Origin of the sequence: Pseudomonas moorei, from assembly GCF_008801475.1 — a bacterium.
Classification (GTDB): Bacteria; Pseudomonadota; Gammaproteobacteria; order Pseudomonadales; family Pseudomonadaceae; genus Aquipseudomonas; species Aquipseudomonas moorei.
Map to the genome: position 1 here is coordinate 241665 of NZ_VZPP01000007.1, position 24772 is coordinate 266436.

The 24772-nt window shown below is 63.6% G+C and carries 24 protein-coding genes; 7 read left to right on the forward strand and 17 right to left on the reverse strand.

Translation table 11 applies throughout. The features are described 5' to 3' along the window. Positions 1-35: 35 nt before the first annotated feature. From F7R06_RS15590 to F7R06_RS15665, 15 genes are all read right to left on the reverse strand, one after another. Positions 36-1064, reverse strand: coding sequence for a trans-3-hydroxy-L-proline dehydratase (locus tag F7R06_RS15590; protein ID WP_090320212.1), 1029 nt, complete (start codon positions 1062-1064; stop codon positions 36-38). A gap of 63 nt (positions 1065-1127) precedes the next feature. Continuing rightward, positions 1128-1850, reverse strand: a complete 723-nt coding sequence (locus F7R06_RS15595; protein ID WP_047530195.1) for an amino acid ABC transporter ATP-binding protein — start codon at positions 1848-1850, stop codon at positions 1128-1130. After that, on the reverse strand, positions 1843-2493 hold the full coding sequence (locus tag F7R06_RS15600) for an amino acid ABC transporter permease (RefSeq protein WP_047530192.1): 651 nt from the start codon (positions 2491-2493) through the stop codon (positions 1843-1845). The genes F7R06_RS15595 and F7R06_RS15600 overlap by 8 nt, the downstream gene beginning before the upstream one ends. Before the next feature lie 10 nt (positions 2494-2503). Beyond that, positions 2504-3169 (reverse strand): amino acid ABC transporter permease, encoded by a 666-nt coding sequence (locus F7R06_RS15605; RefSeq protein ID WP_090320215.1) that lies wholly within the window; start codon positions 3167-3169, stop codon positions 2504-2506. Next, complete coding sequence (lhpI, locus tag F7R06_RS15610; protein ID WP_090320218.1) at positions 3162-4940, reverse strand: cis-3-hydroxy-L-proline dehydratase; 1779 nt, start codon at positions 4938-4940, stop codon at positions 3162-3164. The genes F7R06_RS15605 and lhpI overlap by 8 nt, the downstream gene beginning before the upstream one ends. 10 nt (positions 4941-4950) lie before the next feature. Next, positions 4951-5769 (reverse strand): ABC transporter substrate-binding protein, encoded by an 819-nt coding sequence (locus tag F7R06_RS15615; protein ID WP_090320221.1) that lies wholly within the window; start codon positions 5767-5769, stop codon positions 4951-4953. Positions 5770-6461: 692 nt separating this feature from the next. Then, on the reverse strand, positions 6462-7211 hold the full coding sequence (locus F7R06_RS15625; RefSeq protein ID WP_090320227.1) for an AraC family transcriptional regulator: 750 nt from the start codon (positions 7209-7211) through the stop codon (positions 6462-6464). A gap of 71 nt (positions 7212-7282) precedes the next feature. Next, a complete protein-coding gene (locus F7R06_RS15630; protein WP_090320231.1) occupies positions 7283-8539 on the reverse strand; it encodes an NAD(P)/FAD-dependent oxidoreductase in 1257 nt (418 codons plus the stop codon). Next, positions 8536-8772, reverse strand: coding sequence for a (2Fe-2S)-binding protein (locus F7R06_RS15635; protein WP_090320234.1), 237 nt, complete (start codon positions 8770-8772; stop codon positions 8536-8538). Before F7R06_RS15635 ends, F7R06_RS15630 begins: the two co-directional genes overlap by 4 nt. After that, complete coding sequence (locus F7R06_RS15640) at positions 8765-9880, reverse strand: NAD(P)/FAD-dependent oxidoreductase (RefSeq protein ID WP_090320237.1); 1116 nt, start codon at positions 9878-9880, stop codon at positions 8765-8767. Before F7R06_RS15640 ends, F7R06_RS15635 begins: the two co-directional genes overlap by 8 nt. Further along, positions 9877-10809: a 4-hydroxyproline epimerase gene (locus F7R06_RS15645; protein WP_090320240.1), complete on the reverse strand. Its 933-nt coding sequence runs from the start codon at positions 10807-10809 to the stop codon at positions 9877-9879. The genes F7R06_RS15640 and F7R06_RS15645 overlap by 4 nt, the downstream gene beginning before the upstream one ends. A gap of 114 nt (positions 10810-10923) precedes the next feature. Beyond that, entirely contained in the window at positions 10924-11595 is a 672-nt protein-coding gene (locus F7R06_RS15650) for a GntR family transcriptional regulator (RefSeq protein ID WP_090320243.1), read from the reverse strand. A 154-nt stretch (positions 11596-11749) separates the two neighbouring features. Beyond that, on the reverse strand, positions 11750-13156 hold the full coding sequence (locus F7R06_RS15655; RefSeq protein ID WP_090320246.1) for an aldehyde dehydrogenase family protein: 1407 nt from the start codon (positions 13154-13156) through the stop codon (positions 11750-11752). 190 nt (positions 13157-13346) lie between these two features. Further along, positions 13347-13925: a hypothetical protein gene (locus tag F7R06_RS15660; protein ID WP_342671320.1), complete on the reverse strand. Its 579-nt coding sequence runs from the start codon at positions 13923-13925 to the stop codon at positions 13347-13349. Between the two features lie 114 nt (positions 13926-14039). Further along, positions 14040-14957 carry a LysR family transcriptional regulator gene (locus F7R06_RS15665; RefSeq protein WP_090320252.1) on the reverse strand — a complete coding sequence of 306 codons (918 nt, stop codon included), beginning with the start codon at positions 14955-14957 and terminating at the stop codon, positions 14040-14042. Positions 14958-15099: 142 nt separating this feature from the next. On the opposite strand from F7R06_RS15665, the gene F7R06_RS15670 reads away from it, so the two are divergent. From F7R06_RS15670 to F7R06_RS15695, 6 genes are all read left to right on the forward strand, one after another. Beyond that, the gene (locus F7R06_RS15670) at positions 15100-15858 is read left to right on the forward strand and encodes a 5-oxoprolinase subunit PxpA (RefSeq protein WP_090320255.1); all 759 of its coding nucleotides are present in this window, start codon (positions 15100-15102) and stop codon (positions 15856-15858) included. A 97-nt stretch (positions 15859-15955) separates the two neighbouring features. Continuing rightward, positions 15956-16201: an acetyl-CoA carboxylase gene (locus F7R06_RS15675; RefSeq protein WP_090320258.1), complete on the forward strand. Its 246-nt coding sequence runs from the start codon at positions 15956-15958 to the stop codon at positions 16199-16201. 11 nt (positions 16202-16212) lie between these two features. Continuing rightward, on the forward strand, positions 16213-17586 hold the full coding sequence (locus F7R06_RS15680) for an acetyl-CoA carboxylase biotin carboxylase subunit (RefSeq protein WP_090320261.1): 1374 nt from the start codon (positions 16213-16215) through the stop codon (positions 17584-17586). Then, positions 17583-18455, forward strand: coding sequence for a 5-oxoprolinase subunit B family protein (locus tag F7R06_RS15685; RefSeq protein WP_090320264.1), 873 nt, complete (start codon positions 17583-17585; stop codon positions 18453-18455). Before F7R06_RS15680 ends, F7R06_RS15685 begins: the two co-directional genes overlap by 4 nt. After that, positions 18452-19426: a 5-oxoprolinase subunit C family protein gene (locus tag F7R06_RS15690; RefSeq protein WP_090320266.1), complete on the forward strand. Its 975-nt coding sequence runs from the start codon at positions 18452-18454 to the stop codon at positions 19424-19426. The genes F7R06_RS15685 and F7R06_RS15690 overlap by 4 nt, the downstream gene beginning before the upstream one ends. Positions 19427-19537: 111 nt before the next feature. After that, positions 19538-20860, forward strand: a complete 1323-nt coding sequence (locus tag F7R06_RS15695; protein ID WP_090320270.1) for a purine-cytosine permease family protein — start codon at positions 19538-19540, stop codon at positions 20858-20860. A 100-nt stretch (positions 20861-20960) separates the two neighbouring features. On the opposite strand, the gene F7R06_RS15700 is transcribed toward F7R06_RS15695, so the two are convergent. Then, positions 20961-21767, reverse strand: coding sequence for a helix-turn-helix transcriptional regulator (locus F7R06_RS15700; RefSeq protein WP_425415221.1), 807 nt, complete (start codon positions 21765-21767; stop codon positions 20961-20963). A gap of 95 nt (positions 21768-21862) precedes the next feature. Between F7R06_RS15700 and F7R06_RS15705 the strand changes: the two genes are divergently transcribed. Then, a complete protein-coding gene (locus tag F7R06_RS15705) occupies positions 21863-22819 on the forward strand; it encodes a threonine dehydratase (protein ID WP_090320273.1) in 957 nt (318 codons plus the stop codon). 198 nt (positions 22820-23017) lie between these two features. On the opposite strand, the gene F7R06_RS15710 is transcribed toward F7R06_RS15705, so the two are convergent. After that, positions 23018-24604 (reverse strand): arylsulfatase, encoded by a 1587-nt coding sequence (locus tag F7R06_RS15710; protein WP_090320275.1) that lies wholly within the window; start codon positions 24602-24604, stop codon positions 23018-23020. Between the last annotated feature and the right edge of the window lie 168 nt (positions 24605-24772).

Here is a 24772-nt window from a genome sequence, read left to right on the forward strand (position 1 = left end):
GCAAGCTCCCTCGCCACAAAGGCTTTGTATGGGTATCAGGCTCCGGGCCAGGTATCCGAAAGGCGATAGCCCTGTGGCCACGGATCGCTCGGGTCGAGCAGCAGTTGGTGGGTGCCGGTGATCCAGGCTCGCCCGGAAATGCACGGGTAGATGGCGGCGCGGCCGGCCACTTCAGTCAGCGAATCAATGCGGCAGTGGAACTCGGAGCCGATGATCGAGCGCCCGATAAACCGCTCGCCCACTTGCATCAAACCCTTGGCCTGCAACACCGCCATGCGTGCCGAGCAACCGGTGCCGGTGGGCGAGCGGTCGATTTTGCCCGGTTGAATCACCACCGCATTGGCGCCGGTGGCGATGCCGTTTTCATGGACGACGGGCGCGGCAATCTGGCAGAACGAGATGTGCGACCAGTCGGGGTTCAGTGGATGGACGAAGCCCAGTTGTTCGTTGGCTGCCCGGGTGATCTTCAGCCCGACCGCCACCAGATCGGCGGCCTCGTCCGGGCGGATGGAAAAGCCCAGGCCCTTGGCGTCGGCGATGACGAAACTGTCGCCGCCGTAAGCCGTATCGACCTGCAGCGAACCGATGCCCTCGACTTCAATCCAGGCATCCAGGCGATCGGCGAAGGAGGGCACATTCTTGATTTCCACCCGTTCGACCTTGCCGTCTCGGCAGTCGGCCACGGCCTCGATCAATCCACCGGGGGCTTCCAGCACCAGGCGGGTTTGCGGCTCGGTCATCGGCAGGATGCCGCTGTCGAGTAACACCGTGGCCACGCACAATGAGTTCGAGCCGGACATCGGCGGTGTGTCGGCCGGTTCCATGATGATCCAGGCCATCTGCGCCCGCGGGTCCTTGGCCGGCACCAGCAGGTTGACGTGACGGAATACCCCGCCGCGTGGCTCGTTGAGCACGAAGTTGCGCAGGGTTTCATCCCTGGCGATCCAGCGCGACTGCTCCCACACGGTGGCGCCGGGCGGCGGCGCGACACCGCCGACAATCACGTCGCCGACCTCGCCTTCGGCGTGGCAACTGACGACGTGGATGACTTTTGATGAACGCATTGCTTTGCTCCTTGTTTCGCCTGTCAGGCCTCATCGCGGGCGTGCCCGCGATGCGGTCATCAATTACTTCACTGATTTGAGAAACGCCGCCGTCTCCGCATGCACCGGATTACCGATGACCTGGTCCGGCGAGCCGATCTCGTGCACCAGGCCATTGCGAAAGAACGCCACGCGGTCGGACACGTCGCGGGCGAAGCGGATCTCGTGGGTCACCAGGACCATGGTCATGCCGTCTTCGGCGAGCATGCGCATGGTGTCCAGCACCTCGCCCACCAATTGCGGGTCGAGGGCCGAGGTGGCTTCGTCGAACAGCATGTAGTCCGGCGACATCGCCAGGGCCCGGGCGATGGCCATGCGTTGTTGCTGACCGCCGGACAGCTTGCCGGGGAAGGTCTTGAGCTTGTCGCCCAGGCCCACATGGGTCAGCTGCTTGACCGCCAGTTCTTCCGCTTCGGCCTTGCTCTTGCCCAGTACCTTGCGCGGCGCCAGCATGACGTTTTCCAGCACCGTCAAATGCGGGAAGGCGTTCCACTGCTGGAACACGATGCCGATTTTCTGCCGCAGGCGGTTGAGGTCGGTGGCGCTGTGATGGACCTCGACACCGTCGACGCGGATGTTGCCTTTCTGGATCGGTTCCAGGCCGTTGATGCACATCAGCAGGGTCGATTTGCCGGAGCCGGAGCCGCCGATGATCGACACCACCTCGCCCTTGTTCACCGTCAGGTTCACGCCCTTGACCACTTCGAGGTTGCCGAAGGATTTATGTACGTTGTCGATCTCAATCATTTTCTTGCCACCTTCTTTCCAGACGAGCGCCGAGGCGGGCGACCACCAGGCTCATGACGTAGTAGATAAGGCCCGCGATGCACAGCACCAGCAGCGGTTCCTGGATGCGGGTCACGATGGTTTGCGAGGCGCGCAGCAGTTCGACGATGCCAATCCACATCACCAGCGCGGTGTCTTTCATCACCCCGAGCACCAGGTTCAGCCAGCCGGGGAAGGCCACCCGCGTGGCCATCGGCAGGACGATCCAGCGCAGGTCCTGGAGAAAACTCAGGCCCAATGAACGACTGGCCCGGCGCACCGTGAACGGCACGGCCAACACGCCACCCCGTACGATTTCGGTGAAGTACGCGGCGGTGTAGACCCCCAGCACGATGCACCCGACGCTGAAGGCACTTATGTTCAGGCCGACGATGCTTTTGAGTGAGTTGAACAGCACGAACTGGATGAGCAGCGGCACGCTGCGGAACACATCCAGCACCCAGGCCAGCGGCAGGCTGGCCCGTGGCAACAGCGCCCGCAGCAGACCGAACAACAGGCCCGCCAGGGAACCGAGGATGATCGACCAGAACGTCAGCTGCAGCGTGACCCAGGCGCCGTTGAGCAGGAACAGCAGGTCATTCGAGGAAAAATCGGTGGCAAACATGGACAGCTCCTCAGTAACGGAACAACCGCCAGGCCATCAGCCGGGCTGTCGCGACGATCGCCTTGGCAATCGCGTAATACAGCACCGCCGCGATGGCGAAGTACTCGAAGGTGCGGAAGGTTTTGACGTTGTATTCCTGGGTCACGCCGGTCAGGTCATTGTTCAGCCCGACGATCACCCCCAGCGACGTCATCAGCACCGCCCAGACCATCTGATTGGTCAGCGGGTAGAAGACGATGCGCAGCAACTGCGGAACGATGATCATGCGGTAGGTCTGGAAGGCGCTCATGCCCAGCGAACGTGCGGCACGCACCTGGGTGTGGGGCACGGCCTTGAGCCCGCCGCGAAAGTTTTCCGCCAGGTAGCCGGCGTTGTTGAAGGTGATCCCGGCCAGCAGCGCGAGCCACGAACTGACATGCAAGCCCAGGGAGCCGAGGCCGAAGTACAGGACATAGATCTGGAACAGCGACGGGGTGTTGCGGGCAATCGAGACCCAGCCATTGCCAATGCCGCGCAACAGTGGATTTTTGGCTTCACGCATGACCGTCAGGGCCAGGGCGATCAGCACGCCGAAGATCATCGACAGGGCGGCGGTCTCGAAGGTGACCAGGGCGCCGGTGAGCATATCGGGCAGGGCGCGCAGGGCCGAGCGCCATTGGAAGGTGTAATCAAACATGCGCGGGGCTCTCCAGTTGGGCAGCAGGTTGCAGCCAGGCCGGCAGTCGCCCGCTGGCCGTGGCGCTGCACGCGGCATCGACGCATTCGGCCAGGCTGGCGAAATGTACCTTGCGCCCCACCAGGCCAGGGGCGTAATGGGCGTACTTGCCGGAGTTGGTCATCAGGGTGGTCGCGGCCGGCGGAATCACCGGCTCACCGAGCATGCACCAGCAGGTGTCGGTGACCAGGGTGGCGCCGAAGGCCTCGATCACCGCGAGATGCCCGGCCTCGCGCGCCTGTTCCAGTACCGCGCGACCGCAGGTGATGGCGAGCACCACGTCCGGGTGCTTGTTCCGACCCCGGCACAGCCGCGCCAGGTGAGCGAATTCGCCGAGGGAAAAATGCGGGTTGCCCAGCGACACCACATCCACCCGCGGGTCACGGGCGCTGTTGAGCTCGCGCCAACTGAGCATCAGGTCCTGCAGGCGGATTTTTTCCACGGCAATGCGTGCGCCGGCTTCCAGCACCTGTGCCGGGTCGATGGCCTCCGGGGTCACTCCGGCGATATGAAACAGCGGCGCCGCCGAGGTGGTGGCGAAGGCCGCACCGAAGGCTTTCAGGTCGTCCAGGCTCGGCTTGCGCTTTTCCAGGCCGAGTACGAGGGGCACGCGGCTGCCGGCCAGTGCGCCGATGTGATAACCGAGCAGCGGGTAAAAGGCATCGTCCAGTTCACCAAGGGCCGGCAACTCGATCTGCAACCGCGCCTTGCGTTGCGCGTCCAGATGGCAGCCGATCAGCGGGGCGCGGCCGGTCAGGGCGATGCAGATGTCGAGGTAGTCCGGATACTTCAGGGTGCGCGCGCCCAACACGCTGTTGGCATAGACCACGGCGTTGGATTCGGCCCAGACAATCTGCTCGCCCGCCTTGGGCGCCGTGTCGAGCAAGTAGGGCGCACAGGTGTAGCTGAGCTGTGCGCCCATCGCCATGTAGGCATCGCCCAGGGCACTGGCGGGCTCGCCGAGGGCCGGGTCGACGCCCAATTCGCGCCAACGGCGCTGGTCCACGGAGATCGAATTGAGGGTGGTGGGCACCCGGACTTTCGCGCCCCATTGCACTAACTGTCGGGCAAAGCGCAGGCTCGCCGGTCCGGTGTAGATGCAGCCGTCAATGTGCGCCTGGGTGACATCCACCAGGCTACGGGCACCTTGCAGTTCGGCCATGCGCAGGACGATCTGCATGGCCACCTGGGCGGCTTTGCCGTGCTCGCCGCCGAGCAGGGCCTGGTCGCGTTCGGTCAGTTCGATTGAGATGTGTGTTGCGTCTGTCCGCAACGGGCTGTCGATGGCCTGCCAGGCATCGCCCGGCGGCTGATCGAACAGGCTCACCGTGGTGTCTTCGACCCGGGCGAAAGCCCCGCCGCGCAAGGCGGCGAAGGCCTCCTGGCCGATGCACAGCACCGGCAGGGAACGCTCGAAAATGGTCTGAGCCACCAGCACACCCAGGGTCAGGATCTCGTCGGGTTCGGCCAGCACCAATGCCGCCGGTGCATGGCCGTTGCTGATCAGTTCCATCAACACGCTGCTGCCGGTGCACGAGCCACGGCCGCTGGGAATCGCCAGCACACGACCGGCCAGGTATTCGCCGCTGAGGGGGTGGTGGCGATCGATGACCTCGCCAGTGGCGGAATCCACCCCGCCCCAGAAACTCAGGCCGACATCGGCGAACAACAGGGCGCCTTGGGCAGCGCCCGCGACCAGACTGCGACCGGTCAGAAAAGTGGACCTGGGCATACCGGACACCTTAGTAGTAGACCTGTGGCACGGTCAGGTTGGTCGGCGCGATATCGGTGCCGACCCATTTGACGAACAGCTCCTTGTAACGCCCGGTGCGCACTTGCTGGTTGACGAACAGGTTGAGGTAGTTGATCAGGCCATACTCGTTGCGCTTGGCGCCGAGGGACACGTAGTCGATCACGTAAGGGGCGTTACCGGCGACTTTGAGGTTTTTGTATTTGCCCGACTTGAGCGTGGCAGCGGCGACGGTGTTGGTGACCACGGTCGCGTCGATGTGGCCTTGGGCGACGGCCAGCAAGGTGTCGTTCTGCGACTGGTAAGCACGGAAACTGCCGGTGCCCCAGTTCTTCACGTCTTTCTCCAGGGCAATGGCCTCATAGGTGCCGCTGGTATTGCCCACCGCTTTGCCCTTGAGGTCGTCAAAGCCGTTGATGCCGGTATCGTCGCGGGTCAGCACCACCATCTGGAAGGCGAAGTACGGCACGGTGAGGCCGACGGTCTTGGCGCGTTCGAGGGTGTCGGACGTGGAGGCGACGATCACATCGGCTCGCCCCGAGACCAGCGCCGGGATACGGTCCGGGAACGGTGTCTCGACCACTTCGGCCTCGACCCCGAGGATCTTCGCCAGGTCATGGCAGTAGTCCACGTCGAACCCGGCCGGGTTGTTGCCCGCATCGCGGAACCCCATGGGCGGGAAGTCCAGGGTCACGGCACAGCGCAGCTTGCCCGAGCCGATGATGTCGTCGAGCTTGTCGGCCTGTGCGGTGGCGATGAAAGAAGTACTGAGAACAGCGCTGAGGGCTACGGCAAATGCGGGGTTTTTCATAGAGGCCTCGTGAGTGTGATGTGCTGTTGAATATCGTATTGGGGATTTCGTATACGATATTAACAATAGCAATCAATGTGCCTGTTTCCAGTTTTGGCCGTGAAATTGTTTTTGGGCCTTGGGTTAGAGGCGTTTCAGGGGCGTTGCGATTGGATGGGTTGCGCCGTTGCTGCACTGGGCGGTGTTACATATGGGAGCACCGGTTGCACTGACGCCCCGTTAAGAAACATGGGAGTACATATCCGTTTCTGCGGTAACGGCTGCTGGCGGTTTCGCCCTGACGGCGAGTCACTTGGAAAAGCCCCAAGTAACCAAGGGCTCTTGCCCCTTTCGTTCGGTGCCTCGCCCAGGCTCGGCATGCCTTCGCTCCGGTCCTGCTCCGTGGGCCCGCCGCCATCGGCCATCCATGGCCGGGGGCGGCTAACCCGGCATCCATGCCGGGTTGCCCACTGCGCAAAACCTGCGCTCAGCCTCTCGAGGGGGCAAGAAGATCAAAAGCAAAAGCGAGGCGGCCTGACCAGCCGACCTGATTGCAGGGTTGGCATGCCGGGCCACAGTGAGGCACCGAACGAAAGGGGCAGAGCGCTTTGGTTACTTTCGCGCTCTTCGAAAGTGACCCGCCGTCAAGGCGGAACCAATAGTCGCTATCACCGCAGAAACGGATTTGCCCACGACCCCAACCCCAAAACCCTCTAACCCCGATCCCCCCGATACTGACTCGGCGACAAACTGGTCAACGCCCGAAACTGCCGGCTGAACGCACTGTGGTCGGTATACCCGCAGCGCAAGGCAATCTCGGTGATCGGCAGGTCGGTGTGCAGCAACAACCGCGATCCCTCTTCCAGGCGCGCCTTGTGAATCATCTGCCGTGGCGTGAGCTGGAACACTCGCTTGCAATGACGCTCCAGTTGCGCCACGGAATAGCCGGCAATGGCGGTCAATTCGGCGAGGCTGATGGGCTGGGCGAAGTGATTGCGGATGTGCAAATCCACCGCGGCAAGCTTCTGATAGGCCGGATGATTGGACTGCGGCGATTGCAGGTCGCGGGAAATGCCGGCCAGGCCGACGATGTGCCCGTGTTCATCGTACAGGGCGAGTTTGTGGGTCAGGCACCAGATCGGCTGATTGCCGAAATACAGGTGCAGTTCCAGTTGATCGGCCAGTACCCGGCCGCTGGAGAGCACGCGTCGGTCCTGTTCGGTGTACAGCGGGCCGAAGTGCTCCGGGAAGACCATGTCGGCGGTGCGTCCCAGCAGATCCTCGCGGTGCTTGAACCCACAGCGCCGGGCCAGGGTCTGGTTGACGAAGGCGTAGCGGGCCTCGCGATCCTTGATGAAAAACACCACATCGGAAAGGGTATCGAGGAGCGGCGCGATCGGCTGGAGACTGTTCAGCAGCGTCGGCAAATCGCAGGGCTTGAAGCTGGTGAGCGAGGGGTACATGGCGTTGGGGGCCTGATGGCGACCCCCGGGATCATAGTGGCTCGGCCGCGTGGCCGAAACCCCTGGCGCGGTCATGGCGCTGGCGGGGTATCGTCCAGGGACATCAAGGTCTCGATGCGCGCCGGGCAAAACGGTGGGCGCGGCGCCGAGGGTTGCCAGCCAAACAGATGCTGTACCGCGCCGCCACACACGCGCCCCTGGCAGGCGCCCATGCCGCAGCGGCTGGCCAGCTTGGCCGAGCGCCAATTGGTGTGCCCGGCCAATGCACCATGGGGCACGTCTTCACAGCGGCAGACCAGGGTGTCGGGACGGGCCAGCGACTTGAGTCGCGGGTCGAGGGCGAAGGCCCGATTCAGCGCTTTGGCGAACCCCTGCCAGCGTGCCCGGCGTGGCCACAATTGCCGGGCCGCTTCGAAGTCACCCACGGCGGCGTGGCCGGCAATCGCGCCTTCGACCAGGGCCAGTTCACTGCCGCCGAATCCGGTGCATTCACCGGCCGCGTAGTGATCGACGCGGCTGGCTTGCCAGGCATCCACTGCCAACGCCTGGCCTTCGAGGGCGTAACCCAGTGCCTGACCCAATTGAACGTTGGGGATCAGACCAAAACCACAGGCCAACCGATCACACGCCAGTTCGACGATCTTGCCTTGCTGGTGCAGGCGCACAGCTTCGAGTCGATCGCTGCCAAGGGCTGCCAGGACGTGGGTGCCGGTTCGGTAGTGACGGTCGAACAGCGTGAACGATTGCAGCAGTTTGTTCGGCCAGCGCGGCAGTTGCGTCGCGAAGCCAGCCACCGCCTTGAGCGAGGCTTGTTCGGCGATGCATTGCATGTTGGCCCCGTGTTTTTTCGCGGTGGCGGCACTGGCCAGTAACAGCGGTCCGCTGCCGGCGATGACCACGCGCTGGTCCTGCACCGACAGCCCGGCCTTGATCAGCGCCTGCAAACCACCGGCCCCGGTGACCCCCGGCAGCGTCCAGCCGGGGAAGGGCAGCAGCAATTCACGGGCGCCGGTGCACAGAATCAGTTTGTCGTAGCTGATCAGCCAGCCGTGCTCGTCGTCTTCGACCAGCAGTTGTTTCGGGCCGGGATTGGCGATCACCCGGGTGCCGGGGTGATGGCGGATGTTGCGGTGCGACTGCAAGCGCTCGCGCAACTGACGGGCCTGGACCGGCACGCTGGCCTGTGGACCGTCGCGCCAGATTTGCCCGCCTGCAAGCGGATTGTCGTCGAGCATGACAATGCGGGCGCCACTGGGTGCGGCAGCCAGCGCGGCGGCCATGCCGGCGGGACCGGCGCCGACGATCAACAGATCGGCATATTCATTCATGGGCGCGTCTCCACCTGCATGCCGTCACGGCAAAGGGTCTGGCAGGCCAGGCGTCGTCGACCGTCGATGGTCACCCGGCATTCCTGGCAGATGCCCATGCCGCACAGCGGTGCGCGGCGCCGGCCACTGACCGAGGTGCGTGTGCAGCCGTCGCCGCCCAACGCCAGGGCCGCGGCGACGCTGGTGCCCTCGGCGACTCTCAGGGCATGGCCGTCGAGCATCAATTCAGGCATAGGCGGGTTCTCCGAGGAAACGTTGGGGCAGGTAGGGTTGTGCGGCCAATGGCGGGGTTTCGTTGAACAGTTGCGCGACCAGCAAATCAGCGGTGCCGGGAGCGGTGGTAACCCCCAAACCTTCGTGACCGACCGCCAGCCACAAGCCCTGGCGTTGCGGGTGCTGACCCACCAGGGGCAGGCCATCGGGGCTGGCGGCGCGAAAGCCGGTCCAGGCTCGGATGCCATTGAGTTGCGCCAACCCCGGCATATATTGGGCCGCGCGCTTGAGCATTTTCGCCAGCATCCAGCCTTCGACCTGCGGATCGGTGGTGCCGAATTGCCGCGAGGCGCCGATGAACAATTGCCCGGTCGGACGCGGCTGAATATTGCAGGCCGTCGAGGGCCCCTTGGCGTTATGGGCGCTGGTGACGTAACCGAGCTCCACCAGAGTATGGGTGACGGTGGCGGGGTAGCGATCAGTGATCAGCAAGTGGCCTTTTTTCGGCTCGATGGGCAGCTCCGGGCACAGCTCATTGGCCTGGATACCGTTGGCCAGCACCACCGCTTCGGCGCTCAGCCACTGACCGTCATCGAGTCGCACCCGGTTGCCATCGACCTCGATGACCCGTGCCCGGCGCTGACGGATGTTCGGCGTGTCGAGCATCCAGCTGGCCGTCGCGGGCGCGTACAGAATGCCATCGCCGTTGATCAGCAGGCCCCCTTCAAGGCCCTTGGAGAGCTCCGGCTCACGCTGGCGCAAGGCACTGGCGCCGACCAGTTCACAGGCCACGCCCTGGGCTTGCAGGTTCTGGAATTTACTGTGGGCCACCGCCATTTCTTCGGCATTGGCCGCCAGCCACAGGGTGCCGTTGCTGCGGTACGCGCAGGCCTCGGGCAGATCCGCTGCCTGCTCGCGCCAGCGCCGCAAGGAATGATTGCTCAGCGCCAGTTCCGCCGGGTTGTCGTCGAGCACCAACAGGTGGCCCATGCCCGCCGCCGTCGCGCCATGCAGCCCGGCGTCGAGCACCAGTACCTGCAAGCCACGCCGCGCCAGTGCCTGGGCGCAGGCCGCGCCGATGACGCCCGCACCGATCACGATCACATCGGCCGCATGGCTGCGATTCACGGACGGATGCCCCAGGCGAACGGGTCGTCCTGTTCGATGATCAGGCTGGCTTCTGCACTGATGAAGGCGCGGCCTCGAATGGTCGGCACGATGCGCTCGCCTTGCCATTCGAAAGAGCCTTCGAACTCGCTGCCGATCACACTCGCCTGGCGCCAGATCTGTCCGGGCTGCAACTTGTCGTCGGCCGCCAGGCACGCCAGTTTGGCGCTGGTGCCGGTGCCACAGGGTGAACGGTCGTAGGCCTTGCCGGGGCAGAGCACGAAGTTGCGGCTGTCTGCATGATCGTCAGCGGCGAACAGTTCGACATGGTCGATCAGGCCGCCGTCTTCGCCACGAATACCCTGGTCTTGCAGCGCTTGTTGAACGGCGTAGGTGTAAGCGGTCAGGGCCTCAAGGTTGTCGCCCGCCACCCGCAGCCCGTGATCGGCGATGAGGAAAAACCAGTTGCCGCCCCAGGCGATGTCGCCGGTCACCTGACCGATGCCCGGCACCTGCACTTGCAGTGCCTTGCGATAACGGTACGCCGGCACGTTGCGCACACTCACCGAATGGTCATCGTGCAGGGTGGCCTGCACCGTGCCGACCGGCGTCTCGATGCTGTGCACGCCGGGGCCGATTTTGCCCAGGTGGGCCAGCGAGGCGACGAGGCCGATGGTGCCGTGGCCGCACATGCCCAGGTAGCCGCTGTTGTTGAAGAAAATCACGCCGGCACAGGCGCTCGGGTCCACGGGTTCGCAGAGCAGGGCGCCTACCAGCACGTCGCTGCCCCGTGGTTCCAGCACACAGGCCGCACGCCACTGGTCGTGCTGCTCGGCCAGGCGTTGGCGTCGTTCGGCCATGCTGCCGGTGCCCAGATCAGGAAAACCGGCGGTCACCAGGCGGGTCGGTTCGCCGCCGGTGTGGGAGTCGATCACGGAGATGCGTTTCATCGGAGGGCCACGTCCATTCGGTTGAGTGACCGAAAGAGTGGCCTGTGCAGCGAGGTGCCGGCTTGATGGATTTAAGCAGTGCCGATGACGAAATCGGCACAGTCATTGCCGCAGTCAGTGAGCGTGGGGCAGGTGCTTGAACAGGGTCTCGCAGACCCCGGCGATGTGTTCGTCCAGCAGCTTCACCGCCAGGTCGACGTCCCCCGCACGGCACGCCGCGAGGATCTCGCGGTGCTCGTGATCGGCGCGTTCCTTGCCCGCCGACAGGCTCATCTGCATGCGCAGGTAACGCTCCAGTTTGTCGTTGACCGAACGAATCAGGCTGACCAGGAATGGCCGTTGCGCCGGTTCATAGAGGCCGGCGTGCAGTTCCCAATTGAGTTCGGCCCAGCGCCCCACGTCGTCCTCGCCGACGAACTCCTGGCAGATACGCTCGGCACGGGCGAAGGTTTCTTCAGTCATGTTGGGAATCGCCAGGCGCAACACCTTGTCCTCAAGCAACATGCGCACTTCGAACATCTGCGCCAGTTCCGCATCGGAAATGCGCGTGACCATCGCCCCGCGATTGCGCTGGAACATCACCAGCCCTTCGGCCTCCAGCCGCTTGAGCGCCTCGCGCACCGGGATCTTGCTGACGTTGAACTGGCGGGCAATGTCGTCCTGGCGAATCGGCTCATCCTCGGCAAAATGCCCGGCGACGATCGCGTCTCGCAGATGACGGGTGATGATTTCCGACGTCGAAGGCGTGTTACCAAGGTCGGGAGCGTTGAATTTGGGTAGGTTCACGGCGGCGGTCGTTCGGAGAAAAGAGATAGCGACAGGGTATACGAAATTCGTTCGCTGATCTTGCCTGGCGGCGACGGGCTCCCGCCTGCAAGCGTCCCGCAGGTCCGCCCGGGAATGGGCGGACCAGAGACAATCCCGGGCTGGCTAGGCTCAATCAGCCGCGAACCGCCCGGGAGCGCCAGACCATCATTTTTTCGATCTGCATCTCTTTCATGGTGTGTGGAATGCCGCCCACACCATGCCCGGACAGGCGCGCGCCGGCGAACGGCATCCAGTCGACGCGGAACAGCGTGTTCTCGTTGACCATCACCGCCGTGGCATCCAGTTCCTGGTAGCACTGCATTGCGGTGTCCAGATCGCGGGTGAACACCGCGGCCTGGAAAGCGTAGGGCAGGGCGTTGGCCAGCTGGATCGCTTCGGCCAGATCGTCATAGGCGTAAACCGCCACCACCGGGCCGAACACTTCCTTTTGCATCACATTCGAATCGATGGGCGGGTTGAGCAGTACGGTGGGTGCATAGCCGTTGTGGTCCAGCACGCGGCCACCCGAGATCAAACGGGCACCGCCGGCGACGGCTTCATTGACCCATTGGTCGACGCGATGCACTTCACGGGCGGAAATCAGCGGGCCGACATCGGTACGGATATCGGTCGGATCCCCGACCACCATGGCATCGCCCAATTGGCCCAGGCGCAGGGCGACTTGTTCAGCAATGCTGCGCTCGCAGAAAATCCGTTGCACGCTGACGCAGGCCTGGCCGGCATGCCAGAAGCCGCCACGGGCGATGCGCGGCAGGGCGTCGTCGAGGTCGGCATCCGCAGCAACGATCACCGGCGCCACGCCGCCATGTTCCAGCGCGCAGCGAGTGCCCGGTGCCAGGGTCGAGCGCAGCATCCAGCCGACCGGCGCCGAACCGATGAAGCTGAAGAAGCCCACGCGCGGGTCCGCGACCAGCTTGCCGGTGACGGCGTTATCGGTTGGCAGCACCATCTGCGCCCAGCCTGTCGGCAGGCCGGCTTCGGCCAGGATGTGCAGGAGCGTGCGGCAACTGAGTGGGGTATTGGCTGCCGGCTTGACGATCACCGGGGCGCTGACGGCGATGGCCGGCACCACCTGATGCACGATCAGATTGAAGGGATGGTTGAACGCCGAGACGGCCGCGACCACACCGATCGGCTCGTATTGGGTAAAGGCCACGCGGTTCTGCGAAGTGGCGTTGAGTCCCATCGGGATCACGTGCCCGCCCTCGGTACGCAGCACCTCGATGCAGTTCAGGATGCCATCGATGCCGCGCTCGACTTCGGTGATCGAGTCCTTCAGCGGCTTGCCGCCTTCGCTGGCCGCCTGGGTCGCGATCTCGACCTTGCGCGCGGCGATCAGCTCGGCGGCGCGCTGCAGGATTTCAATGCGTTGCGGCTTGGACAGCCACTGGGTCCGGTCGCGAAAAATGCCGTGGGCGACGCTCAGCGCCTGCTCGACATCCGCCTCGGTGGACACCGCCACCTGGCCGATCACGGCACCGTTGTAGGGGGCGTGCACCGTCAGGGTTTGTTCGGACATGGGGCTTACCTCAGGGGACTAAAGAATATTCGATGGGGGTGGTTGCAGGCAGGATCCAGGGTCATCGACCTGCGGGCACCACGGTAGTGCGCAATGCCGGTTTGCAAAAATGAATAATTGAAAGGGTGTTGTTCACTTTTAGAGAAACCCCCTGGTGAATCGTTGCAGGCTGCACCTCCTTGTTGAATCTTCAGAACCCCAGGCAGCCGAAGCAGACGAAGGCCACCGCAACGGCGATGCCAAACGCGGCCGCAGCCTTTTTCGAGGAGTTGACCCGGGGCGGGGTCTGGCTCATCGGCGGCAAACCGGGCATCGACAAGGCGTTGAGATCGCGGCGATGGGGCAGGATCACCTGCCAGGTGTAGCGCAAGCCCAGCAGCACGGAGAGGGCCAGCAGGCCGAAGACCAGCGAACGCGCCACAGTGGATTGGGCAACGGGGACAGCGGTCTCCTGTTGGCAGATCGCGCTATTGAATTCCACGACGCTGATGCGCTGATAGGCCGTCAAAGGCAGTTTTCCGTCATTTTTGACCGCCGCCAGTTGCGCCAGGTCCAGGTCCTGATACTTCCACAGCGTTGACGATCCTTCACGGCAATAGGTGAAAGCGACAGGATTCTGCGCTCTGATAATGCAGGCGTCATTGATACCCAGTTTTTTCAGGGTCTCGTTCGCTGACCGGGTGAAGTCCAGGTCGAAGACCGGCATCACCCCGGTGGCAGAGGCCCCGAACGCCACCAACAGGCAACCCATGGCGCAGATGGATGACATTTTCAAAGTCGGCGCTCCCTGGAAGACGGGTGGCTTTTTGTTATAGGTGCGGAGCCTGGCTGCAAACTGCCTTCGATCAAGTCTAGACGCTAACTTCTCGATGCCGGGGGCTTTTTAGCGGCGTGCGGAGAGCTGTTGTGGCGCCAGAAAAGCGTCGTGGAAGTAGTTACGAAAGGCCTGCATCGCCGGGCTGAATTCCCGTTCACGGTGCCAGGCCAGACCCACGCTCATGGGCGTGACCTTGTCGGTGACGGTCAGGGTTTCGATGCGTTTGCCTTCCAGCGACCAGGGGCGGTGCACCAGGTCCGAGAGGATCGCCACGCCGCTGCCATTGGCGACCATGCTGCGTACCGCTTCCACCGAGCTGGTCCGCACCCGCACGTTCGGCTGCTGGTGCGCATGTTCCCAGTAACGCATGGCGCTTTGTTCGGCCTCGTCGACGGTCAACAGGATGTAGGGTTCCTTCGCCACGTCGGCAAGGCTGACGGCCGAGCGTTCACACAGTGGATGGTGGCTGGGCAGCCAGAGTCGGCGTTCGGAGTTGAAGAGAATCTCCGAAACGATGTCCGGGTGAGTCAGGTTCGCCGTGAGCACCACCGCCATGTCGAAGCGGCCCTCCAGCAAGCCTTGTTCGATGGCCGTGCGCTCTTGTTCGTGAACTTCGATGGCCACGTCCGGATGCCAGTGCTCAAGCCGTTGCAGATGATGCGGCAGGAAGTAGCCGATCACCGTGTAGCTCGCCGCCAATCGCAACAGGCCGCTGGCGCGGACGTCCGGCAGCGGGCTGTTCAATGCGTCATCGACGCTGCGCAAAATCACGTAGGCGCGATTGAGAAAGTGTCGCCCGGCATCGGTCAGGCTCATGCCCTGGGCCGAGCGCTGGAACAACAGCGTGCCGAGCATTCCCTCCAGTTCCTTGATCGCGGTGGTCACCGCCGACTGGGAAATATTCAAATGAATCGCCGCCTGGGAAATCTGCCCGATCTCGGCGGTGGCGACGAAGTAGCGGACCTGGCGCAGGGTCAGTGACATGGGCACTCCGGGTGACGGGGGATCTGATTTTCAGAGCTATCTGTTTTTCAGAACATGCCCCCTCTGATAATAGATCTTCCCAAGGGGGTGGCGGGAATTTAACTTGGCCTGCATGAAGTCACAAGCGTCAGGAGCAAGCGTCATGCAAGCAGTAGATTTCAACTCGGACATGGGCGAAGGCTTCGGCCCGTGGACCATCGGCGATGGCGTCGACAACGAACTGATGGCGTTCATCAGCTCGGCCAACGTCGCCACCGGTTTCCATGCCGGCGACCCTGGCACCATGCGCCGCACGGTCGAACGGGCCAAGGCCCTGGGTGTGGCTGTGGGTGCGCATCCGGGCTTTCGCGATCTGGTCGGGTTTGGCCGCCGGCACATCAATGCCCCGGCTCAGGAGCTGGTCGACGACATGCTTTACCAGTTGGGTGCCCTGCGTGAACTCGCCCGGGTCCAGGGCGTGGCCTTGCAACACATCAAGCCCCACGGCGCGCTGTACATGCACCTGGCCCGGGACGAGCAAGCCGCGCGTTTGCTGGTGGAAAACCTCCAGCGCCTGGAGCCCGATTTGCTGCTGTATTGCATGCCCGATTCGGTGATCTGGCGCGTCGCCAAAGAGCTCGGCCAGCCGGTGATTCGCGAGTTCTACGCCGACCGTGAGTACGACCTCAGCGGCTCCATCGTCTTTACCCGCAACGTACGCGCCTATGACCCGACCCAGGTGGCCGCGCGGGTGCTGCGGGCCTGCCAGGAAGGCGTGGTGCGCACGGTCGAGGGTGAAGACCTGGCGATCGAATTCGATTCCATCTGCCTGCACAGCGACACCCCCGGTGCCCTGGCGTTGGTCGAAGCCACCCGCAGCGCACTCGATAACGCCGGCATCACGGTTCGCGCTCCGCGCTGAATCAGCACGAGTCACCGGGCACACAGACGCCCGGGATTGAATGACGATTCATTTTTTTGCCTGCCTTTCTACAACTACTATTCCAAAAGGAACAGACATGGCCGAACACACTGTCATCACCCCATTGCCAGGGACCTTCTATCGCAAAGCCACGCCCGAATCGGCGAACTACGTCGAGGTCGGCGCTCAGGTCAGCGCCGACACGGTGATTGGCCTGATCGAGGTCATGAAGCAGTTTTCCGAACTGACCGCCGGGACGGCCGGTCGCCTCAGCGCATTCCTGGTCGAAGACGGTGATCCGGTGGAGCCGGGTCAGGTTGTCGCAACACTCGACGACGAGTGAGGGGCACGATCATGACTCAAGGTATTCGTAAATTACTGATCGCCAACCGTGGCGAAATCGCGGTGCGGATTATCCGCGCCGCCCAGGCACTGGGGATTCCCACCGTTGCCGCGTGCAGCGAAGCGGACGTCGATTCCCAGGCGGCGCGCATGGCCGACGAGGTGCACCTTCTCGGCCCGGCACGCGCTGACAAGAGTTACCTGAACGTCGAGGCGTTGCTCGGCGCCTTGAACGCCACGGGCGCCAATGCGGTCCATCCCGGTTATGGCTTCCTCTCGGAAAACGCCGACTTCGCCGAGGCGGTGCTGGCGGCCGGGGCCATTTTTGTCGGCCCGAGCCCGGAGACGATCCGGCGCATGGGCGACAAGGCCGAAGCCCGGCGCACCGCGCAGAAAGCGGGCGTACCCGTGGTACCCGGTTCGCCCGGTGAACTGTTCGATGTCGATTCGGCGCTCAAGGCTGCCGAAGCCGTTGGCTTCCCACTGTTGATCAAGGCCTCGGCCGGCGGTGGCGGGCGGGGTATTCGCCTGGCGGAAAACGCCGAACAACTGGCTGAAGAGTTCCCCCGGTCCCAGCGCGAAGCCCAGGCTGCGTTCGGCAATGGCGCGGTGTACCTGGAGCGCTTCATCAGCCGGGCACGGCACATTGAAGTGCAGGTGTTGGGCGACGGTCAGCACGCGGTGCATTTGTTCGAGCGCGAGTGCTCTTTGCAACGTCGGCGGCAGAAGATTTTCGAGGAAGCGCCATCGCCGGCGCTCAACCCGCAGCAGCGCGAGACGCTCTGCGCCAGCGCCGTGCGCCTCACCGAGTCCCTGGGCTACAAGGGCGCGGGGACCCTGGAATACCTGTATGACGACGCTACCGGCGAGTTTTTCTTTATCGAGATGAACACGCGGATTCAGGTGGAACATCCGGTCAGCGAGTTGATCACCGGCATCGACCTGGTTCAGGCCATGTTGCGCATTGCCGGCGGCGAACCGCTGGGCGTCAGGCAAAGCGATATCCGGCTCAATGGCGCGGCGCTGCAAATGCGCCTGAACGCCGAAGACCCGGCACGGGATTTCTTCCCCAGCCCGGGCCTGGTCAAGTCCCTGGTCTGGCCGCGAGGCGAGGGCGTTCGGGTCGACAGCCATCTCTATCAAGGCTATCGCGTGCCGCCTTACTATGACTCGCTGTTGGCCAAGCTGATCGTCCATGGTCGCGACCGTGCCGAAGCCCTGGCCCGTGCCCGTATTGCCGTGGAGCAAACCACGCTCACCGGCATGGCCAGCACCTTGTCGCTGCACGGCCAATTGTTGCAGCAACCCTGGCTGCACAGCGCCGACTTCCATACCGGCACCCTGGAAACCTGGCTGGCCGAGCGCCGCACTGGAGGTCAAGCATGAGCACTCCCATCCGCTACAGTTTTGGCGCCGACGAGCATTTATTTGCCGAAGTCAGCGACAGCATGTCCCTTGAAGCATTCTTCAAGGGCATGGCGGTCACCCGCGCGGTGGAGCGCCTGGCGCTGGATGGCGTGCTCGATGTGTGCCTGGCCAATGCCTCGTTCCAGATTCGCTTCGACCCGGACCGCATCGCACCGCACACCTTGCTCGAAGCCGTGCAGGGGGCCGAGGCCGAGGCGGTCGCCGAACGCACCTTGCAGACCCGGATCATCGAGATCCCGGTGCTCTATAACGATCCATGGACCCACGAAACCCTGATGCGCTTTCGCGACCGTCACCAGGACCCGAGCGCCACGGACCTGGAGTACGCCGCGCGGATCAACGGCCTGGCGGACGTCGAGGCATTCATCGCCGCCCACAGCGGTGCGCCGTGGTTTGTCTCGATGGTCGGCTTCGTCGCCGGCTTGCCGTTCATGTTCCAGATGGTCGAGCGCGAGCGTCAGTTGCAGGTGCCCAAATACCTGCGACCGCGCACCGACACGCCGAAGTTGACCCTGGGGCATGGCGGTTGCTTTGGCTGCATCTACTCGGTGCGCGGTGCCGGCGGCTACCAGATGTTCGGCGTCACGCCGGCACCGATCTACGACCCGCAGCAGAACCTGGCGTACCTCAAGGAGCACATGGTGTTCTTCCGGCCGGGTGACATCGTGCAATTCAAGCCGATGGACCGTGAGGCCTATGACCAGGCGGTGGCCGACGTGGAAGCCGGGCGCTTCGATCTGCGGATCCGCTCGGTGGAGTTTTCACTGGATGCCTTTCTGGCCGATCCCGTCGGCTATCCCAAGTCGCTGCAGGAGGTGCTGGCATGATCAAGGTACTCAAACCCGGCCTCGCCACGTCGGTACAGGACCTGGGGCGCGAAGGTTACTACCACCTGGGCATTCCGCCTTCCGGCGCGCTCGACCAATACGCCTTGAGCGCCGCCAACCAGTTGGTCGGCAACCCGGCCGGGGCGGCGGCGCTTGAATGCACGTTGCTGGGCCCGGAGCTGGAATTCCAGCAGGACGCACTGGTGGCAGTGTGTGGGGCGCACATGACGCCGAGGGTCGATGGCGTGGAGATGCATCACGACACGGCGTTCCCGGTGAAGGCCGGGCAAGTGTTGCGTTTCGATTTTCCCAAGGCCGGCGCGCGTGCCTATCTGGCGGTGGCCGGCGGCATCGACGTACCGCTGGTGCTCGGCAGCCGTTCAACGTATGCCCTGGGTGCGCTTGGCGGTTTCCAGGGGCGGCGCCTGGTGGCTGGGGACGTCTTGCCGGTGGGGATTGCCAGTGGCAAGGGCCGCGCCGGGGCCAGTCTGCCCATGGCATTGCGGCAGTCGCTGGGAGGCGAAATCACCCTGCGCGTCGTGCCGGGGCTGTACTACGAGCGCTTGACGCCAGCGGCGGCGGACAGCTTTTTCGCCGAAGCCTGGACCGTCGGTTCCGAAGCGGACCGCATCGGCTATCGCTTCAAGGGCGGCAGCGCGCTGACCTTCCAGCCGCGTGAGCAACCCTTCGGCGCCGGTTCCGATCCCTCGAACATCGTCGACAGTTGCTACCCGATCGGCTCGATCCAGGTGCCCGCCGGGCTTGAACCCATCGTGTTGCACCGCGATGCGGTGTCCGGTGGTGGCTACGCGATGATCGGCACCGTGATCAGTGCCGACCTCGATTTGATCGGCCAGATGCAGCCCAACCAGAAGGCCCGTTTCAAAGCGGTCACCCTGGAAGAAGCACTGGAAGCACGACGCTCCCATAAGAAAAAACTCAGCTGCCTGAGCAAGCTGTTCCCTTCCTGATTCTGCCCGCCGCACGGCGCGGGTCATGCCAAACGGTAAGCCAACGCCGCACTTCGGTGCGGTGACGGCTGCCCGCGCTTCAACCTTTGACTGGTTCTGGAGTTCACGCATATGGCTGCTTTATCGCAATCGAGTCAAACCGGGCAAGACCCGGCCAATCACCCCGTTCCCGCCGACGCGCGCATGGGCCGACTGTCCCTGACCATGGCCTGGTGGGCGGTCTGCAGTGCGATGTTCTACATCGTGGTCGGCGCATCGCTGGCTTTGTCGTACGGCGCCCGCAATGCCCTGATCGGCATGCTGCTGTCAGTGATCAGCTACGGCCTGGTCAACACGGTGCTCAGTCGTTTTGCCATCCGCAGCGGGTTGTCGGTGGCGTTGTTTTCACGGTTGCTGTTCGGCAGCACCGGGGCCTGCCTGGCGACTTTGATCTTCTTCTCGACGGCCATCTATTACGCGGTTTTCGAAGGCTCGGTGATCGCCGTGGCGCTCAACCACCTGTACCCGCAGCTGATCTTCCCGCTGGCGGCGTTGCTGGTGGTGCTGTACAGCGTGCCGATGATCCTGGGCAGCGTGCAGCACTGGCTGGACAAGCTCAACGGCGTGTTGCTGCCGGTGTACCTGGGTGGTTTGCTGGTGGCGGTGGGGCTGTCGATCAGTCGTTATGGCTACCAGCCGCAATGGCTGGATTTCGGCCCGGCAACCCCCAGTGCCTTCGGGTGGTGGGACTGCTTCGTCGCCTACATGGGCGTTTGGGTGCTGATGCTGTTCACCTTCGACTACGCCCGTTTCGGCAAGCCCGAGGACGCCGAGTACCACGGCCGCTGGAACTTCGGCATGCCGTTCTACGCGGTGACCTTTGTGCTCAACGGCGCGGCGGGCATCTATCTGGTCAGCAGCATTCCCCATGAAGGCGCACTGAACGAAGTGTCGGTGGTCATGGCGATCCTGCAATTGATGGGGCTGTGGGGATTGTTGTTCGTCTGGGCCACGCAAACCCGGATCAACACCGCCAACTACTACCTGGCGACGATGAACATGCAGGCGTTCTTTGCGCGTTTTGGCGTGCGCGGTTCGTACCTGGCGTGGGCGCTGGCGGTCGGGGTGATCGTCTACGGCCTGATGCTCGCCGACGTGTTTGCCTACCTGCTCAAGGCCCTGGCTTACCAAGGCATTTTCGTTGTGGCCTGGGTCGGCGTGGCGTTGGCGCAGATTCTCTGCGGCCGCAGTGACGTGGCCGCGCTCGAACGGGTGACAGCGTTCAATTCGGCGGGCTTGAGTGCCTGGTTTGGCGCCACGGGATTGGGACTGGCACTGATGTTTTCCGGCCCTGGCTTGAGCAGCTTTTCCGCACCCGCGACCGTGATAGTGGCGTTCGCCTTGCAGGCGGGGTTGTCCCGTCGTAGCCGGTTGCGGTTGCAATTGGCGGATTAGGGGGGCTGAGATTCGGCCTGCGAAAGCCTGCTCCGGTAAAAGGGAGCGGGCGTCGGGATGAGCGTGCGACGTAACGTTGCAGAGGATGCAGAGACCTCGTCTACCTGCGCAACTGCACCGGACTCACACCAAGGCGTTGCCTGAACGTAGTCGCCATGTGCGCCTGGGAGTTGAAACCACAAGTGTGGGCGATCTGCGCCAGGGTGGCGGTTGAGTCGCGCATCAGTGCACGGGCCTTGGCCACACGGCGGTCGATCAGGTAACTGTGCGGGCTTTGGCCCGTTGCGTGCTTGAAGGCGCGAATGAAATAGCCCTCGGACAATCCCAGCAAGTCCGCCATCGCTTGTACACCCAGCGGACCGTCGAGGCCTGCGTCGATGAACTCGTCGAGCAGCCGCATCCGGCTGGCGGTGATGGCGCCCAGGGCGGGCGCGGACTTTGCCTGATGGTCGTTGGTCCGTTCAGCGAGGGCGAGTGCCCAGGCTTCCCAATCGTCCAGGGCAGAAGCCTGTAACAACGCCGCGCGCATTCGCAGCGCCAGGGTTATGGCCTGCTGATCGATGCGATTGTTGAACGCGCGGTCCCCCACCAATGGCACACCATCGGTGCGCATGACCCGCAGGTATTCACCGCCCTTGGGCGACTCGGACAGCACATCGCACCCGGCGGGGACGAAGGCCAGGCCATTGGGCATGGCGTCGAAGGGCAGGACCCGGTCGCTGCCGATGGCGTGCAGGCCTCGCTGGCTGTCGAAGGCAAAGCCGATCGCCGATTGGGTGGCCACATATCGGGTCGCATAAGCGGCGCCAGGTAGCAACTCGATCGCCCAGGGCCCGGCCTCGACACGACGGGCCGGTTCAGATGGGAGCGGGGATGGTTGGCGGTTTCGATGGCTCATGCCCACCATAGTAATGAACAGGCCGCGCAAAAGTCAGGTCAGTTTTCTGAAAGCCGGGGTGATCGAGCCCTGTCTAGACTGGGCAAAACCTCAGGGAGACCCTCATGCACAGACTGACTCGCGACGATATCGAACAGGCCGCACGCCACGTGTACCAGGTCATGCCGGCCACCGCCCAATACGCCTGGCCCTTGCTGGCCGAGCGCCTGGGCTGCACGGTGTGGGTCAAGCACGAAAATCACACGCCGACCGGGGCGTTCAAGGTGCGTGGCGGCATCACCTTCATGCACTGGCTCAAGGCTACGCACCCTGACGTCCGGGGGATTGTCAGCGCCACTCGCGGTAACCACGGCCAGAGCCTGGCGCTGGCGGCCAGCGCTCTGGGTTTGCGGGCGTTGATTGTCGTGCCACAGGGCAATTCGCTGGAGAAGAACAACGCCATGCGCGGCTTTGGCGGCGAAGTGGTCGAGTATGGCCGCGATTTTGACGAGGCTCGCGAAGAGGCCGCGCGCCTGGCGCAAGCGCATGGCTTGTATCTGGTGCCGCCGTTCCATGCCGAGTTGGTCAAGGGCGTGGCCACCTATGCGCTGGAACTGTTCAAGGCCGCGCCGGACCTGGATACGGTCTACGTGCCGATTGGCTGTGGCTCGGGGATCTGCGGGGTGATCGCTGCCCGTGACGCATTGGGCCTGAACACCCGGGTGGTGGGCGTGGTGTCCACCGAGGCAGCGGCGGCCAAATTATCCTTTGAAGCGGGCGAAATCCTCGAAACCGCCACGGCCAATACCTTCGCCGACGGCTTGGCCGTGCGCAAACCGGTGCCCGCCGCCTTTGATATCTACGGGGCGGCCGCGGCGCGAATCGTATCGGTCAGCGAGGATGAGATCGCCGAGGCCATGCGCGTGTATTACACCGATACCCACAACCTCGCAGAAGGCGCCGGTGCGGCGGCCCTGGCGGCGCTGATGCAGGAGCGTGAGGCGATGGCGGGGAAAAAGGTCGGCGTGGTGTTGTCGGGCGGGAATGTGGATCGTGCGGTGTATGCCAGAGTGATTGGGTGAAAAAAGGGATCTTACGCAATACCTGTAGCCAGCCTGCTGGCGATGATCGTTAACGGTAACGCGTATAAGCGGGTTAAACGCGGGGCAATTGAGACCATCGCTGGCAAGCCAGCTCCTACAAGGGACTGTGTTTCACAAACCAGTTACAGCCGCAAAAAAAAGGCCGCCATCCACTCGCCTGTGGACAGCGGCCTGACATCAAGGCTTGGCCGGTGCCTTGCTTTTCTCTTCGATCTTCGCGTCTACCGCCGCACGAATCTGGTCGATGCTGAAGCTGGCCGGTTTCTGGCTGGGTGGGTACTCGATGAAGGTCTGCAGGAATCTCGCGGCTTTGGCCACGCCCGCTGCCAGCAGGTAAGAGTTTTTCACCATCCAGTCGTTGTACTGGTCAGACACAACATCTGCCCGCTCATAAGGGTCCATCCGCAAGTTGAACAGCTTGGGCACGCGCAACGGCACGAACGGGCTGCTCCATACCGCGAAACCACCGGGTTCGCGTTGCTCGGCGAAGACCACTTTCCAGTTGTCGTAGCGCATCGACACCAACACGCCGTCATCGTTGAAGTAGTAGAACTCGCGACGTTCGCCCTTGGGCTGCTGGCCGGTCAGGTAGGGCAACTGGTTGTAGCCGTCCAGGTGCACCTTGAAGCTGGTGCCGCCCGAGGTGGGTGCCCAGCCTTTGAGCAGCTTGTTTTTAACGTCCGTTTCACCCGCCGCTGCAAGCAGCGTAGGGAACCAGTCCATGCCCGAGAACATCTCGTTGGACACTTCACCGGCCTTGATCTTGCCCGGCCAGCGAACGATCGCCGGCACGCGATACGCGCCTTCCCAGTTGGAGTTCTTCTCGTTGCGGAACGGCGTGGTCGCCGCGTCCGGCCAGGAGAACTGGTTCGGGCCGTTGTCGGTGGTGTAGACGACGATGGTGTTGTCGGCGATTTTCAGGTCATCGAGGGTCTTCAGCAGTTTGCCGACGTCGCCGTCGTGTTCGAGCATGCCGTCTGCATATTCGTTGCCGGGCATGCCGCTCTGGCCCTTCATCGAATCGCGTACGTGGGTGAACACGTGCATGCGCGTGGTGTTCATCCAGACGAAGAACGGTTTGTCCGCCTTGGCCTGCTTCTCCATGAACGCCTGGGCGGCGGCGGTGGTTTCGTCGTCGATGGTTTCCATGCGCTTGGTGGTCAGCGCGCCGGTGTCTTCGATCTTGCCGTCGGCGAAGCTGTGAATCACCCCGCGTGGCGTGCGGGACTTGACGAAGTCCGGGTCATCCTTGGGCCAGTAGGGGCGCTCGGGCTCTTCCTCGGCGTTGAGGTGATAGAGGTTGCCGAAGAACTCGTCGAAGCCGTGGTTGGTCGGCAGGAATTCGTCCTTGTCGCCCAGGTGGTTCTTGCCGAACTGGCCGGTGGCATAGCCAAGGCCCTTGAGCGCCTGGGCGATGGTGATGTCGCGCTTCTGAATACCGATCGGCGCACCCGGTACACCGACTTTGGTCAGGCCGGTGCGCAGCGGCGACTGCCCGGTGATGAACGACGAGCGCCCGGCGGTGCAGCTGTTCTCCGCGTAATAGTCGGTGAACAGCATGCCTTCGTGGGCAATGCGGTCGATGTTGGGGGTCTTGTAGCCGACCACGCCCATGGAATAGGCGCTGATGTTGGTCTGGCCGATGTCATCACCGAAGATCACCAGAATGTTGGGTTTTTCCGCGGCGCCGGCCGTTGCCGACAGCGCCATGACCGTAGTCGCCATCAGGGCGAGTTTCGGCAGCCACTTTTTTATGCGAGTCATCTGACTGGCTCCTTGTTGACGGGCGTCGCGCAGGGCGACCAGCCAGCATGTTCAAGCGTCACCAGGGACGACACGCCACCCGAATCAGGTGGTTGGAGGGGGCTGGCCAGCGATGGCGCCAGTCCATCCAGCATCAATGCCGGCAGAGCCGGCGCCATTGCGAGCAAG

Coding starts and splice junctions, on each gene's coding strand:
- F7R06_RS15685 (WP_090320264.1), top strand. CDS start 17,583: ATGAGCACTCCCATCCGCTACAGTTTTGGCGCCGACGAGCATTTATTT.
- F7R06_RS15710 (WP_090320275.1), bottom strand. CDS start 24,604: ATGACTCGCATAAAAAAGTGGCTGCCGAAACTCGCCCTGATGGCGACT.
- F7R06_RS15700 (WP_425415221.1), bottom strand. CDS start 21,767: ATGGTGGGCATGAGCCATCGAAACCGCCAACCATCCCCGCTCCCATCT.
- F7R06_RS15595 (WP_047530195.1), bottom strand. CDS start 1,850: ATGATTGAGATCGACAACGTACATAAATCCTTCGGCAACCTCGAAGTG.
- F7R06_RS15690 (WP_090320266.1), top strand. CDS start 18,452: ATGATCAAGGTACTCAAACCCGGCCTCGCCACGTCGGTACAGGACCTG.
- F7R06_RS15645 (WP_090320240.1), bottom strand. CDS start 10,809: ATGAAACGCATCTCCGTGATCGACTCCCACACCGGCGGCGAACCGACC.
- F7R06_RS15605 (WP_090320215.1), bottom strand. CDS start 3,169: ATGTTTGATTACACCTTCCAATGGCGCTCGGCCCTGCGCGCCCTGCCC.
- F7R06_RS15670 (WP_090320255.1), top strand. CDS start 15,100: ATGCAAGCAGTAGATTTCAACTCGGACATGGGCGAAGGCTTCGGCCCG.
- F7R06_RS15630 (WP_090320231.1), bottom strand. CDS start 8,539: ATGAATGAATATGCCGATCTGTTGATCGTCGGCGCCGGTCCCGCCGGC.
- F7R06_RS15655 (WP_090320246.1), bottom strand. CDS start 13,156: ATGTCCGAACAAACCCTGACGGTGCACGCCCCCTACAACGGTGCCGTG.
- F7R06_RS15665 (WP_090320252.1), bottom strand. CDS start 14,957: ATGTCACTGACCCTGCGCCAGGTCCGCTACTTCGTCGCCACCGCCGAG.
- F7R06_RS15680 (WP_090320261.1), top strand. CDS start 16,213: ATGACTCAAGGTATTCGTAAATTACTGATCGCCAACCGTGGCGAAATC.
- F7R06_RS15600 (WP_047530192.1), bottom strand. CDS start 2,493: ATGTTTGCCACCGATTTTTCCTCGAATGACCTGCTGTTCCTGCTCAAC.
- F7R06_RS15695 (WP_090320270.1), top strand. CDS start 19,538: ATGGCTGCTTTATCGCAATCGAGTCAAACCGGGCAAGACCCGGCCAAT.
- F7R06_RS15675 (WP_090320258.1), top strand. CDS start 15,956: ATGGCCGAACACACTGTCATCACCCCATTGCCAGGGACCTTCTATCGC.
- F7R06_RS15635 (WP_090320234.1), bottom strand. CDS start 8,772: ATGCCTGAATTGATGCTCGACGGCCATGCCCTGAGAGTCGCCGAGGGC.
- lhpI (WP_090320218.1), bottom strand. CDS start 4,940: ATGCCCAGGTCCACTTTTCTGACCGGTCGCAGTCTGGTCGCGGGCGCT.
- F7R06_RS15660 (WP_342671320.1), bottom strand. CDS start 13,925: ATGTCATCCATCTGCGCCATGGGTTGCCTGTTGGTGGCGTTCGGGGCC.
- F7R06_RS15615 (WP_090320221.1), bottom strand. CDS start 5,769: ATGAAAAACCCCGCATTTGCCGTAGCCCTCAGCGCTGTTCTCAGTACT.
- F7R06_RS15625 (WP_090320227.1), bottom strand. CDS start 7,211: ATGTACCCCTCGCTCACCAGCTTCAAGCCCTGCGATTTGCCGACGCTG.
- F7R06_RS15590 (WP_090320212.1), bottom strand. CDS start 1,064: ATGCGTTCATCAAAAGTCATCCACGTCGTCAGTTGCCACGCCGAAGGC.
- F7R06_RS15705 (WP_090320273.1), top strand. CDS start 21,863: ATGCACAGACTGACTCGCGACGATATCGAACAGGCCGCACGCCACGTG.